Annotated in this window: 13 protein-coding genes and 1 pseudogene; 5 read left to right on the plus strand and 9 right to left on the minus strand. The window is 64.7% G+C overall.

The features are described from left to right. Nucleotides 1–197: 197 nt before the first annotated feature. The 7 genes and pseudogenes from AB0I98_RS31210 to AB0I98_RS31240 all read right to left on the minus strand — a co-directional run. Nucleotides 198–848 carry an NAD(P)H-binding protein gene (locus tag AB0I98_RS31210; protein WP_362947852.1) on the minus strand — a complete coding sequence of 217 codons (651 nt, stop codon included), beginning with the start codon at nucleotides 846–848 and terminating at the stop codon, nucleotides 198–200. Between the two features lie 226 nt (nucleotides 849–1074). Continuing rightward, nucleotides 1075–1641, minus strand: coding sequence for a MerR family transcriptional regulator (locus tag AB0I98_RS31215; protein WP_362947854.1), 567 nt, complete (start codon nucleotides 1639–1641; stop codon nucleotides 1075–1077). Nucleotides 1642–1774: 133 nt separating this feature from the next. Then, nucleotides 1775–2617: an alpha/beta hydrolase gene (locus AB0I98_RS31220; RefSeq protein ID WP_069867377.1), complete on the minus strand. Its 843-nt coding sequence runs from the start codon at nucleotides 2615–2617 to the stop codon at nucleotides 1775–1777. A 137-nt stretch (nucleotides 2618–2754) separates the two neighbouring features. After that, nucleotides 2755–4062, minus strand: coding sequence for a glutaminase (locus tag AB0I98_RS31225; RefSeq protein WP_362947855.1), 1308 nt, complete (start codon nucleotides 4060–4062; stop codon nucleotides 2755–2757). A 301-nt stretch (nucleotides 4063–4363) separates the two neighbouring features. Next, nucleotides 4364–5032 (minus strand): NAD(P)-binding domain-containing protein, encoded by a 669-nt coding sequence (locus AB0I98_RS31230; protein WP_362947856.1) that lies wholly within the window; start codon nucleotides 5030–5032, stop codon nucleotides 4364–4366. Next, entirely contained in the window at nucleotides 5029–6099 is a 1071-nt protein-coding gene (locus AB0I98_RS31235; protein ID WP_362947857.1) for an LLM class flavin-dependent oxidoreductase, read from the minus strand. Before AB0I98_RS31235 ends, AB0I98_RS31230 begins: the two co-directional genes overlap by 4 nt. Before the next feature lie 831 nt (nucleotides 6100–6930). Then, nucleotides 6931–7231, minus strand: a pseudogene (locus AB0I98_RS31240) (ISAzo13 family transposase); the annotation flags it as partial. 50 nt (nucleotides 7232–7281) lie between these two features. On the opposite strand from AB0I98_RS31240, the gene AB0I98_RS31245 reads away from it, so the two are divergent. From AB0I98_RS31245 to AB0I98_RS31265, 5 genes are all read left to right on the plus strand, one after another. After that, complete coding sequence (locus AB0I98_RS31245) at nucleotides 7282–8514, plus strand: serine hydrolase domain-containing protein (RefSeq protein WP_362947948.1); 1233 nt, start codon at nucleotides 7282–7284, stop codon at nucleotides 8512–8514. Nucleotides 8515–8989: 475 nt separating this feature from the next. Further along, nucleotides 8990–9139 carry a hypothetical protein gene (locus tag AB0I98_RS31250; RefSeq protein ID WP_362947859.1) on the plus strand — a complete coding sequence of 50 codons (150 nt, stop codon included), beginning with the start codon at nucleotides 8990–8992 and terminating at the stop codon, nucleotides 9137–9139. Next, complete coding sequence (locus AB0I98_RS31255; protein WP_362947861.1) at nucleotides 9130–9300, plus strand: hypothetical protein; 171 nt, start codon at nucleotides 9130–9132, stop codon at nucleotides 9298–9300. Before AB0I98_RS31250 ends, AB0I98_RS31255 begins: the two co-directional genes overlap by 10 nt. A gap of 2 nt (nucleotides 9301–9302) precedes the next feature. Further along, complete coding sequence (locus tag AB0I98_RS31260) at nucleotides 9303–9698, plus strand: nuclear transport factor 2 family protein (RefSeq protein WP_362947862.1); 396 nt, start codon at nucleotides 9303–9305, stop codon at nucleotides 9696–9698. Nucleotides 9699–10069: 371 nt separating this feature from the next. Then, complete coding sequence (locus AB0I98_RS31265) at nucleotides 10070–11176, plus strand: zinc-binding dehydrogenase (RefSeq protein WP_362947863.1); 1107 nt, start codon at nucleotides 10070–10072, stop codon at nucleotides 11174–11176. Nucleotides 11177–11503: 327 nt separating this feature from the next. On the opposite strand, the gene AB0I98_RS31270 is transcribed toward AB0I98_RS31265, so the two are convergent. Next, nucleotides 11504–11971 carry a MarR family winged helix-turn-helix transcriptional regulator gene (locus AB0I98_RS31270; protein WP_362947865.1) on the minus strand — a complete coding sequence of 156 codons (468 nt, stop codon included), beginning with the start codon at nucleotides 11969–11971 and terminating at the stop codon, nucleotides 11504–11506. Nucleotides 11972–12070: 99 nt separating this feature from the next. Continuing rightward, nucleotides 12071–12223 (minus strand): hypothetical protein, encoded by a 153-nt coding sequence (locus AB0I98_RS31275; RefSeq protein WP_362947867.1) that lies wholly within the window; start codon nucleotides 12221–12223, stop codon nucleotides 12071–12073. Nucleotides 12224–12505: the final 282 nt, after the last annotated feature.

Raw genomic sequence — 12505 nt, forward strand, 5'->3', positions numbered from 1 at the left:
GACTTCGAACACCTCCCCCAACGGCACGGGAGCCTCGTGCGTTGCGGGGATCGAGCCCGTCACCCGATCAGTGGCCACGCTGAAAGACCTCACTGTCTCTCAGTGACACATCCGGCGCATCATCCTCCGGTCGGTTCCTCCACCGACTTTGGTCTAAGGGCTCGCAGAGAAGCAACATGTTGAATCTCTGCGAGCCCTTAGCGAACATTCGCTCGGACCGCCTCTTCGATTGGTGTCGAACCCGCGTTGAGTTCGAGGATCTGCCGACCGATAAGGGGTTCGTGGAGCAGTTCGGCGAGGGTACTGGCAACGTCGTCGCGCGTGATCTGGCCGTGGAACTCTGCGGGGCCCAGGGACACGGTGTCGGCTCCTGGGCCGTCGAGAAGCAGGGAGGGTCGGAGAATCAGCCAGTTCAGGTCACTGCGGCTGAGCGCGATGTCTGCGCCCTTCTTCACGGCGAAGTAGTACTCGACCTCCTCGCCGAGGTCGCGTTCCCGCCATGATTCCGGGAGAACTGAGACCAGGGCAAAGCGCTCGACACCGGCCAGGCGGGCCGCCTCGACCGCTTTCGCGACCCCATCGCCGTCAATGGCTTTCGTGACCTGCTTGCTACCGCCATTCGAACCGGCGCTGAAGACGATCGCGTCGACACCTCTGAACGATTCCGCCAGCTCTGCCACGGTCATGCTGGAGAGATCGCCGACTCGTGCGTTCATGCCTCGCGTCGCGAGCTCGGCCTGCTGGTCATCTCGGCGAACGAGCCCGCGGACGGCGTCTCCTCGCGAGCGCAGTTTCTGCGCGAGCAGACTACCGACGCCGCCGGTGATGCCGATAATGAAAACGTCCACTTTGGATGCTCCGTTCACTGAAAGCAACTCAAGTTTCGCGTGGAGTGGGTACCCCGTCCGCCTGTCCACTCGCCTTTCGCATGGCACACACATGGTCTTCCGCAAGAGAGCTGGCACGGACAATCACGTCCAACTGAGTAGGGTTGTACAGCTCTGACATAGCATGCACAAATGTCTGCGCGGTGACGTATCCGCTCTTGGACAGGCGCGAAGCAGGGTCGCTTATTCAGGGATCGTCGATGAGATTCCGCGCGAGCCTTTCCACCAGAAGTTGCCGCGTCTCCTCGTCTGCGGCCGCCGGCAATCGATCGATGTCAGCACTGAGGTCATCGGTGTCCGCCTCCACCATCTTCTGAACGTCCGCCAAGGCGTTCTGGTCGTACCGATGCGCGTCGATGTGGATCATCGAGCTGTCGGCCTCGGACAGCCGAGATGCCACGGACTCGAATCCGGCGGGGACGTCCGCCGGCGCGCCGGTGCGGAGGATTGCCGCGATGTCTGTCCGTGCCTTCTGGATGCGTTCGATGCGCCTCTGCAGTTCGGCGTCGAGGTTGCGCAGAACACCCGGTGTGCTGTCACTGCCGGCGCTGACGTCACCGATCGGTGAGCGCGGCACACCGAGCTCTGCGAGACGTCGGATGCGCAGCAGACTCACCAGGTGCCGCACCTCGTACTGCTTGTACCCGTTGTGCCGGCGCTCCGGTTCATCGAGCAGACCGAGACGGTGATAGTGGCGGATGGTGTTCACCGTAGTGTCTGCCAGATCAGCGAGCTGGCGAGTGCTCCACGGCATGTCGTATCCCTTCCGCGTTCGAGGGGCGTATGTGGCGCCTCAACATCAGTTCGGCGCCGCATACGCCTCTCGGCGGCGATGACGCGGTTCCGCGTCATGAGATGCCGTCAGGGGAACAGCCGGTCATCCACCGTCACTTCGAGAGGAAGTCGCGCAGCGCGGTGTTGACCTCGTCGGCGTGGGTCCAGAGCAGGCCGTGCGGCGCTCCTTCAACCTCGACGTAGTCGGCCTCGGGCAGTGCCTTGTGGAACCGGCGCCCGGTGGCGTCGATCGGGAGGATGTTGTCCTTTGTTCCGTGCAGGATCAGTGCGGGCTTTCCGCTCGCGCGGACCGCCTCGACGTCGGCGCGGAAGTCCTCGATCCATGCCGGTACCACGGCATACGCAGCCACCGGAGCGCTGCGGATCGCGACGTTCCAGCTGCCGGTCACGACCTCCTCGCTGATACGGGTGCCGAGGTTCTCGTCGAGGTTGTAGAAGTCCGCGTAGAACTGCTTGTACCAGGCGTACCGGTCCGCCTTTGCGGTCGCGGCGATGCCGTCGAAGACCTCCTGCGGCACCCCGTCGGGGTTGTCGTCGCGGGCGACGAGAAACGGCTCGAGCGAGGCGAGGAAGGCGAGCTTCGCGACACGCTCATGACCGTAGCGGCTCACGTAGCGGGCGAGTTCCCCGGTGCCCATCGAGAAACCGACAAGGACGACGTCCTGCAGGTTGAGGGTTTCGAGGACCGTGTTCAGGTCAGCGGCGAAGGTGTCGTAGTCGTAGCCGGAGTTCACCTTCGACGACTGGCCGAAGCCCCGACGGTCATAGGTGATGACGCGATAGCCCTGGGCCAGCAGCTCGCGCGTCTGACGTTCCCAGCTGTGCCCGTTCAGGGGGTAGCCGTGGATCAGGACGACCGGCTGTCCAGAACCCTGATCCTCGTAGTAGAGCTCGACCGGCGTACTGTTCTCCGTGCCGACGGTGATGTAACCCATGATTTCTTCCCCTTCTGGCCGACGAAACGAACGCCGGCCGATATCTGTATGTGGAAACTGTGTGTCATCGGAGGTGGGTCAGAGGTTTCGCGGCTCCGCATCGGCCTGCGGTGGGGCGCGAATCTCACCATGCGCGTTCAACCGATCTGACCTCCTCCCGCGGTCGCAGTGTGTCGGTCAGCGTGATCCACGTCGTCTACGACTGTGACTCGGCCACCATCGCCGGGGTCGGGATCGGGCATGATCGCTTCTGGGTCGACGAGGTAGACCTCGTGACCATTCAGCGTCAGCCGGCGTGCGACCTCCAGCAGCACGCGCCGTGCCACGTCGTCGATCGAATGGACCCTTGTCAGGTCCAAAGCCACCCTGACGTCCGAAGGCGAAATGCCCTCGGCTTCCTGCACAACTCTCTCGGCTCCGGCAAAGCCGATGCCACCTTGCAGTTGCAGGACCCGGAGCGCGTCTGGTCCGCTGCCGACGACATGGTGAGACCGCACGACGGCACGCGCAGTGGCGGGGACCTCCATCACATGCAGACCCATGTCTGAAGAGAATCGTTCGAACAGTGACACCCCGCGAACGCTGTTCCCGTGCCTGTCCAGTCGTGGTGAGAACGTGGCAATGCCTATCTGTCCGGGGAGCGCGCCGATCAGGCCCCCGGCCACCCCGCTCTTTGCAGGAATACCGACCTGGGTCGCCCAGTCACCAGCGGCGTCGTACATTCCACAGCTGAACATGATGCTCAGCACCTGACGCACCACCGGTTCCGGCACCACCTGCTCACCCGAGAGAGGGTTTATCCCACGGTTGGCCAACGTCGCGGCCATCATCGCCAGATCTCGCGTGGTGACGAGCACGGAACACTGGCGGGTGTAGCCGTCCACGACGGCCCTGGGATCCTCGGTGAGGACGTTGTGACTGCGGAGCATGTGTGCAATGGCGAGGTTGCGGTGCGCGTTCTCCATCTCCGACGCACATACCGCCTCATCCGTCCTCAGTCGACGACCGGCGAACGCCGAGAGGCCGTGGAGCACGCGTTCCACACGCTCTGCCGGATTCAGGTCCTCCGCGCCGGTCAGTGAGTGTACGGTGATCGCGCCAGCGTTGATCATGGGATTGAGAGGCCGCCCCGTATCGCTTTCGAGGGAGATCTCGTTGAACGCCTCTCCGGACGGCTCGACACCGACTTTGGCGAGCACAGGGTCGAATCCGCGATCAGACAGGGCCAACGCGTATGCAAACGGCTTGGAGATCGATTGGATTGTGAACTCGATATCGATGTCACCGGCACCATAGACCTCTCCGCCAATCATGGCAAAGGCCGCTCCTAGGCGCTCGGGGTCCGCTGCTGCGAGCTCAGGAATGTATCCCGCCAGCTCTCCGGACGCGTCCGACTCCACATCTCCCAGTACCTCGGCCAAGTAGTCGGGAATGATTGGCCGCATTCGTCCTCCATGCACAATTACAATCTTCACGCTGTGGGTACCGCGTTGCGTGCGCCCTGGTATCGGGCTGCACCTGACGGCGCTTCGCGGCGTTACATTATCGATGCGACCAGGGAGATGACCTCACGTTTCGCCGAGTGTGGCGTGCGTGATTACTCCTGAAAATGTGACGAGATCGAGCTCGTCCGTCACGGATGCACCGGTGTTGTCTGTCAGTTCCTGGGTCATCTGACTGTCTTTCTTCAGAGAGCGTCACGCAGTGGCCGTAGTGCTCCGGTCCGGCTGAGGTGCTGTTTTTCGGTTACGAGCGCTCGAAAAGCTTTGTCGGAGCAGGGGTGGCGGTAAGAGCGCGAAGCTGGTCGGTGTCGACGTTGGCTCCGAAGGCGGGGGTTCCGGGCTCGAGTTGGACGCCCGCTGCGAGGTCGCCGATGGTGAGTGGGTCGAATCCGAGCGTGTCGATCAGTGCAGACACAACGGTCAGATCCTCGGGCGAGTCACCGGCGATTGCGATCGCCTTGCGCTCAAGGCTGCCGGCTGGACGAGCCTCGTCCTCGAGGTCGTGGTAGCCCATGTGGTTGAGGGCTTTCACCACACGGGCGTTCGGTAGGAACCGCTGAACGACTTCGCTCGAAGAGGTATCGGGCGGGAGGATCGTGTCGGGGGGACCATCGATCTCCCACCAGTGGTTCATCGCGTCGATGACCAGCTTTCCTTCTAGCTCCGGGACGGGGAGGTTGCGGTGTTTGCCGAGCGGGAGAGCCAGGATCACCACGTCGGCGGCATCCGCGGCCTGGGCCGGCCACACGGCGGTTGCTCCGGGGGTGAGGATCTTGACGGTAAGCGCGATCTTGGAGGGGTCACCGGACCCTGAGATCAGGACTCGATAGCCGGCGGCGACCGCCAGGCGCGCCAGGACGGTGCCGACTTTCCCGGCTCCCAGGATCCCGATAGTGGTGACAGGGTTGCTCATCGCGTCGCTCCCGCCGTGGTCGCGGGCTGCTCGGCCAGAAGCTCGCGGACCCGCGGGATGACTTGGGTGCCGTACAGCTCGACCGAACGTAGACGTGCGGAGGCTGAAACGGTGCCGGCGGCGGAGTAAATCAAGTCGAACCGGCCCGCGTCCAGGACCCGGATAGCATGGGCGATCTTGGTCGCGACCGTCTCGACCGAGCCGACGTACAGAGACCCGCGGTCCACTTCGGCGTTGAATTCTTCCCGGCGGAGCGGCGGCCAGCCGCGCTCCCCTCCGATCCGGTCGCGGATCTCCTTGTACCCGGGGTAGAAGAGCTCCTTGGCCTCTTCGTCGGTGGAGGCGACGAAGCCGGGCGAATGCGTCCCGACCGGCTGTGCGGTCGTACCGAACTCGTCGCTGGCACGCCGGTACAGGTCCACGTACGGAGCGAACCGGTCAGGGGCGCCGCCGATGATTGCCAGCATGAGCCGGAAGCCGTACTGGGCGGTGCGGAGCACGGAGTGCGGTGTCCCGCCCACCCCTACCCAAGTGTTGAGGCGTCCCGAATCGGTCTTCGGGTACACGTCCGCATTGTGCAGGGCGGCACGCGTGGTGCCTTCCCAGGTGACCGGCTTCTCGTCCAGGAGCCGATGGAAGAGGTCGATCTTCTCCTCGAACAGCACCTCGTAGTCCTTGAGGTCGTACCCGAACAGGGGGAACGACTCGGTGAAGGAACCGCGTCCGAGGATCACCTCGGCGCGGCCGTTGGAGAGCGCATCGACCGTGGCGAACCGCTGGAAAACCCGCACCGGGTCGTCCGAGGACAACACCGTCACGCCCGAGGCGAGCCGGATGCGCTCCGTGGCTGTCGCGATGCCCGCCAGTACCGTCTCAGGACTGGAGATCGCGTACTCAGGCCGGTGGTGCTCGCCCAACGCAACAACGTCGATACCGACCTGGTCGGCAAGGACCGCTTCGGCCACCGCGGCGCGAATCGCCTGCGCGTGTGAAACGATCACGCCCAGGTCGTTCAGGGGCCGGTCTCCGAAGCTGTCGATACCGAACTCGATCTGCGAAACATCCATCGTGTTCAATTTATTTGACGCTTTCGTTGTGTCGGGGTGTGGTGGTGCGTAGTTCGTGACGACCGGGCGGGACGTCTGTCCCCGGTAACCTGCTCGAGTTTTCTGCCGGTCGGGCCCCGCGTGTCGTCATCGCCGGCAGCAGTTCGCGCGCAGACGGGAGAGGGGATCCTGTTCGCCGAACGTCGAATGCTCTGCTCCGCAGTCCGCTCGGTCGCCCACACCACCTCCGCCGATCTAGTTGACACGTAAACCTTGACACCCCTTTGGTTTACATGTCAACCAGATTCTGGCGTGGTGGGCGCAGCTGCACGTCAGTGAACTGGTGCTTGGTCCACCGCAGGGCGGACCGGGGCCTGGTCGGGCAGTTCGCCGGCTGAGGTTGCCCCTCCTGGCAGGCGCCTTGGCGGGCTTGGCATTTCCGCACTCGGCGATATGGGCGCGCTCATCATCGATTCTCGACGCCGATCAAACCGATTCATCCGAGAGCTGAGACATTGTGTCGCGATTGATCTTCGCTCGCCCGCTTCAGGCAGATGCGGGCAGGGGCCGCCTGGCTGACCTCGCCTTCGATGGCCGTGCAGTGACAAAAGTGCGTCCGCCGACGTGCGAGGACGCTCTCCTCGGGTGTCAGTGGCGAGTCAAGTCCGATGTTGTTCTCGGTACTCATGGGATTCGCTCCTGGAGCTTCGCGTCCGCGGGCCTCAAGGGGTGCACCGATGCCTCGGTTCCTGCAGCGGGCCGAATACGGGTACCTGGCTCCCGCTGGCGACTCCCCACCATTTGGTTGATTCATCATCTATATTAGCACCAGTCCTGAAGGGCTGCGGAGAGTCAACACGCTGGTTTGGTCTTCGCGGGGTTGCTGTTGGCGGGGAACGCGGTGATGTGAGCGGGTGTCTGGGCCTGGCCTGTCGAGGGCGGGATCGTGTAGCCGTGCTCGGCCAGGGGTGGCTCGCCCTGGTGAGGGTGCTGCCGTTGACTCGTTGGCCCGAGCGCCGCGAGCGCGGACGCGTTCGCTTCCTCGTTGCTGGAACCGGCCTTGCTCGCGTGCCTCGCCCAGCTTTTAGGCCAGTCGGTCGACGAGTTCGTCCAGTGCCTCTGTGGGCACGCCGGTCAGCTCCGGGTTACGCAGACATCAATGAAGGGAAAGCAGTGGTCTTCAAGCTCGATGTACCGGCCCACATGGTTCGCGGTGACGTGGACGAAGGCTATGGCGCAGTGGCTGACGCCTTTCGCGAGAACTTCGCCGCACGCGACGAGATCGGCGCCGCCTGCGTCGTTTACCACGGCGGGCAGAAGGTCGTGGACCTCTGGGGCGGATACCGGGACGGGCGCAACCGTGCCCCCTGGGAGGCGGAAACGATGGTGCCGGTCTTCTCCACGTCCAAGGGCGTGGCAGCAGTGGCGCTCGCGGTGTTGCACGCACGTGGGCTGCTTGACCACGACGAGCGCGTGGCGACCTACTGGCCCGAGTTCGCCGCCGCCGGCAAGGGTGATGTCACCGTCCGTCAGTTGCTCGCCCATCAGGCCGGGCTGGCGGTGATCGACCGGCCACTCGAGCTCGGCGACCTGACTGGCTCGCGCACCCTCGCCACGGCCCTTGCCGAGCAGCGTCCGGCATGGGAGCCGGGCACCCGGCACGGCTACCACGGCCAGTCGTTGGGCTGGTACGAGAGCGAGCTCATCAGCCGGATCGACCCCGGGAAACGCCGTATCGGCCGGTTTTTCGCCGACGAGGTCGCGACGCCGCTCGGCCTCGACTTCCACTTCGGCCTGCCGCAGGACGCTGATCGCGATCGGGTCGCACGCATCCACGGATTTCGCTCCTGGGAGATGATGCTGCACCTGAGAGCGATGCCGGCGTCATTCGTCCGGGCATACGCGAAGCCACGGAGCTTGACCTCCCGGGCGTTCGGCAATCCGCGGGTGCTGGGCACCGTGGAGAATTTCAACCGGCCGGATGTACAGGCCGCGGAGATTCCGGCGGCCAACGGCGTCGGCCAGGTGCGGTCGATCGCCAAGCTCTACGGCGAGGTGGCAACCGGCGGCACCGCCCTGGGCCTCACCGACGCCACGATGGACGCGTTGCGCATCGCTGCCACACCTCCGACGGACGGACACTTCGACGAGGTGCTGCGCGTCGAGACGAGGTTCTCCCTGGGGTACGTCAAGCCGTTCCCGTCGTTCAGGTTCGGCTCCAAGTCGGACCGCGCCTTCGGGACGATGGGCCTGGGCGGGTCGTTCGCCTTCGCAGACCCGGACACCGGTACGGGCTTCGCGTACGCGATGAACCGCACCGGATTTCGGCTCTGGGACGATCCTCGTGAAGTGGCGCTGCGGGAGGCGCTCTTCGCGCGGGTCCTCGGCGAGCGGACTCAGCGGCCCGACCCCGTCTCCGGGCGTTCTGGTGCCTGACCCGCAGGGTACGCGCCCACCGCGCGTCAACGGCCGCGGCGGCGAACAGCGTCTGTCAGAAGGAGTTGTCGGAGGAGGTCTTGCCGGTGCGGCACCGGAGACTCGCCTTGTGCTGGCGAAGCGCCCTCCCCAAGGGGCAATCCTCGTGCGAGAGCTGCATCGACGGCACGGCAAGTCAACGGGTTTGAGTTGGCGTACGGCGGTGTCGGGGAAGGGGGGATGTCACCGCGAGGCACAGCGCCCAATCGAGCGGCGTGCATCGCTCAGCGCGGGTGGCGGCAACCTCATGGGGCCTGCGCTGGAGGGTTGTCAACCAGGTCGGACACCGCTCGCAGCGGGGTCCGCCGTCTGAGGTGAACTGCTCCAGAAGCACCTGAGTGTGTTCCACGTCTCAGAAGGCTTGCGTGAACACCAACTGCGAGTTGAGACTTCAACTCGTCTTCGAAGTTGTGATTGACTATCTGAAGGACATGCCATGGCCAAGCAACTCACCGGCCACAGCTACCACTTCGACGTCGGCGATCTGACGGTGCAGTTCACGTTCGATTCGCCGACCCAGGGCAGCTTCGTCGTAGAGCACGGCGGGGGACTCGCCCCGACGGTCACGCCGAAACGGTGGCGCTGAACCTGCAAGAGATCCGCGAAGGCGTCTACCTGAACTCCTGGACCGAGGCGAGCGGAGCTACGGTGACGCACCTGGAGGACTTCGAGAACGGGAAGTTGTACTCCAACGTGACCGTCGACGGCAAGCTCCACCACTTCACCGGAACGATTAAGGAAACCTGACCATGACCCACCACGCCGCCGTGCAGGACGATGAGGCAAAACGCAACGTCGACATCGTGCTCACCGCGATGCGGGAGTTGTTCGCCGACAAGGACCTCACCGCGATAGACCGATACTGGGCCGAACCCTATATCCAGCACAGCCCGCAGATGCCCAATGGGCTCGACATATTGCGCAACGTCGTTCCGAACCTGGAGGGCTTCTCCTGGGAGCCCCAGCGGATCGCCGCCCAAGGCGATCTGGTCTTCACCCACAGCATCGTCCACGGCTGGGCCCCGAACCCCGTGGCCATCGTCGACATCTTCCGGCTGGAAAACGAACGCATCGTGGAACACTGGGACGTCGTCCAGGACATCGTCCCTGCCGAAAAATCCGCCAACGGCAACACAATGGTGTAGGCCCGGCAGTTGGACATGCCGGCACACCGGCGCAAGGGGAAACAAACAACAATCCCAGCGCGACGGAAATATTTCGCACGGGCACTTCAAAATGCGTGTTCTCCTGAGCACCTGCAGAAAATCAGATACCGGAACTGAAGAAGCTCGGCGACCTCCCGATCTCATCGCCTAAAGCTCGGCCACAGTTGTGCTGACCATGCGGCTAGGGGCAATGCTGGGCATCGCCCCTAGCCGCCGGTTACGCGAGTGACCTGGCGGTCCTCGGCCCCCGCCGGCGCGAGAACGTCCTCCGCTTCGGCGACTACACCATCGACCAATTCCACATACCCCCGCCCACCTACAACCCGACTCTCCAAGGACAGGAATCCACGGTGATATCTGCAGTCGTTATGCCTGGGCCTGATGCGCCACTGGAACTGCGAAGGTTTTCCCAGCCCGAGCTGGAGCCGGGCGCGATCCTGTTGCGGACTCTCGGCAGCGAGGTGTGCGGCACGGACACACACCTGTGGAAAGGCCAGCTCGCAGGCGTGCCCTACCCGATCATTCCGGGGCATGTCAGCGTCGGGCAGATCACCGCGCTCGGCCCTGTGGACGTGCGGGGGGAGGTTGCGAAGGACGTGTCCGGGGTGCCCCTGGAAGTAGGGCAGGTGGTGACGTTCCTGGACGTGTACGGGACATGCGGGCGTTGCTGGTACTGCACTGTCGGCCACGCCACCACCCGCTGCCCGGCACGGAAGGTGTACGGGGTCACGTTGCCTGCTGATGAAGGCCTACTGGGGGGATGGGCGGAGTACATCTATCTCAAGCCGGGCGTTCACGTGATTCCCCTGCCCGACGAACTGGACTGGCGCGCGTTCCTCTCCGGTGGCTGCGGCATGCCGACAGCGCTGCACGCGGTGACTCTTGGCGAGATCGCCTTCGGTGACACGGTCGTGATCCAGGGCGCCGGACCTGTGGGTCTGTGCGCTGCCGTGCTCGCCCAGCTGCGGGGAGCCGGATCGGTAATCGTCATCGGAGGGCCGAAGGTCAGGCTGGACACGGCGGTCCGATTCGGTGCAGATGCCGTCATCGACATCGACACCACAACGCCCGCAGCCCGGCAGGCGGCGATCCGGGAGGCGACCGGCGGACGCGGAGCCGATGTCACGATCGAGGCGACCGGGGTGCCCTCTGCGGTTCCTGAGGGCATGCGATTGACTCGGGACGCGGGTCGGTATGTCGTCGTCGGCCAGTACACCAACGCCGGTGAAGCGGCCTTCAACCCGCACCTGGACCTCAACCAGAAGCACCTGGACATCCGCGGATGCTGGGGCAGCGACGTCGGGCACATGTACCGTGCGATTCAGGTGATGGCGCGCTACAGGCGGCAGTTCCCGTGGACCGACCTCATCAGCAAGGCATACGGTCTCGACGAGGCGCAGGCCGCGCTCGAAGACGTTGCTGCGCAGCGCGTGGTGAAAGCACTTATCATCCCTTGACCTGGCACATCCACCTACCGCTACCCGGACTCCTGGTATGGCAGATGACCGTGCGAGGTACCAGATCGCTCGCAGGGCGCGGTCATCGCCACCAGCAACAGCACCAGACCTGCGGCGCAATCTGTTCCCTCGTCGGGCGTCCGCGATGCGACCAGCCATGTGCATGGCCCCGTCCGTGCTGAGGGGCCCCGAAGATCCCGGACCAGCGGTTCAGCGGTGAGCGCGTCCGTCGCGAACCCGGCTGGCGGCCCGCGTACCAGGATGTCCTCGCCGGGCTGGCGCGGGGGTGACCTCCCGTGATTGGGGGAGTTGCGTCCCCTCACACGGTCAGTCCGGCTGCTTCTCCATGTGGTCCAGGACACGCTTGCAGATCCGGCCGAATGTCTTGAGCTGGTTCGGGGTCAGGGCGTCGGTGAAGAGGCGGCGGACGTGCTCGACGTGCGGGGGTGCGGCCTCTTCGATGGCCCTGTAGCCGGCCGGGGTGGCGACGATGAATGCTCCGCGTCCGTCGTCGGGGCATTCCTCCTTGGCCACGAGCCCGCGTTTCGCCATCCGCGTGACCTGGTGGGACATGCGGCTCTTCTCCCACTCCACGTCTTTGGCCAGATCCAAGAAGCGCATCCGCCCGTCGCTCCTTTCGGTGAGGCTGACGAGCACGACGTAGTCGGCGGCGGACATTCCGGAGTCGGCCTGGACGTGGCGGGACAGCCGTCCGATGAGCGTCTCCTGCATACGGATGAAGCTGTCCCAGGCGGCCTTCTCGTCCTGGGTGAGCCAGCGCGGTGGTGCGTCCATGGGGGCAGTCTAACGAAATCGTTGACAGCTCATCTACTCGCAGTGGCGGTGATGCAACTCTCGGCGCAGCCGCGTCCGTCGTGCCCGGGATGCCTCGGCTCAGACCCCGTCCTGGTGTACGAGCCGGAAGGCGCCGGGATCGGTACCCGTCGGACAGGTGAAGAACGTGCGGAAGTTGTCCGGCTCGGAGTCAAGGGCGAGTGGTGCGAGCCGCGTCGCCTGCCGTTCGAGATCCCGGGAATTGCTGGCCATGAGGTCGGGTAGCGCCAGAACGGGTCGCGGCAGATCGGTCGTGTCGCCACCGGAATCGTTCCTGCGGAGAACTGGGCTTTCCCTACGTGGAAGCTCTCACCCGCGGAATGAAGGTGGCCAACCGGGGCCATGTCGGGACGCGGCGCCGAATTCGCCCCCGTGCTCGCTCTGCGGTACGACCGCCCTCGTCGAGGATGAAGTTGATGCATCAACCTGATGGGGTTAGGCTGAGGCCCTGGCTGTCGGGATTCCGTCGAGTCGAGCGGGATCAGGCCCACGAGG

This window comes from Streptomyces sp. NPDC050211 (assembly GCF_040656035.1).
Lineage (GTDB): Bacteria > Actinomycetota > Actinomycetes > Streptomycetales > Streptomycetaceae > Streptomyces.

Bases quoted from the DNA above. Each gene is read 5' to 3' on its own strand.
- AB0I98_RS31215 (WP_362947854.1), bottom strand. From the start codon at position 1,641: ATGCCGTGGAGCACTCGCCAGCTCGCTGATCTGGCAGACACTACGGTG.
- AB0I98_RS31220 (WP_069867377.1), bottom strand. From the start codon at position 2,617: ATGGGTTACATCACCGTCGGCACGGAGAACAGTACGCCGGTCGAGCTC.
- AB0I98_RS31225 (WP_362947855.1), bottom strand. From the start codon at position 4,062: ATGCGGCCAATCATTCCCGACTACTTGGCCGAGGTACTGGGAGATGTG.
- AB0I98_RS31230 (WP_362947856.1), bottom strand. From the start codon at position 5,032: ATGAGCAACCCTGTCACCACTATCGGGATCCTGGGAGCCGGGAAAGTC.
- AB0I98_RS31235 (WP_362947857.1), bottom strand. From the start codon at position 6,099: ATGGATGTTTCGCAGATCGAGTTCGGTATCGACAGCTTCGGAGACCGG.
- AB0I98_RS31245 (WP_362947948.1), top strand. From the start codon at position 7,282: ATGGTTCGCGGTGACGTGGACGAAGGCTATGGCGCAGTGGCTGACGCC.
- AB0I98_RS31250 (WP_362947859.1), top strand. From the start codon at position 8,990: ATGGCCAAGCAACTCACCGGCCACAGCTACCACTTCGACGTCGGCGAT.
- AB0I98_RS31260 (WP_362947862.1), top strand. From the start codon at position 9,303: ATGACCCACCACGCCGCCGTGCAGGACGATGAGGCAAAACGCAACGTC.
- AB0I98_RS31270 (WP_362947865.1), bottom strand. From the start codon at position 11,971: ATGGACGCACCACCGCGCTGGCTCACCCAGGACGAGAAGGCCGCCTGG.
- AB0I98_RS31275 (WP_362947867.1), bottom strand. From the start codon at position 12,223: ATGGCCAGCAATTCCCGGGATCTCGAACGGCAGGCGACGCGGCTCGCA.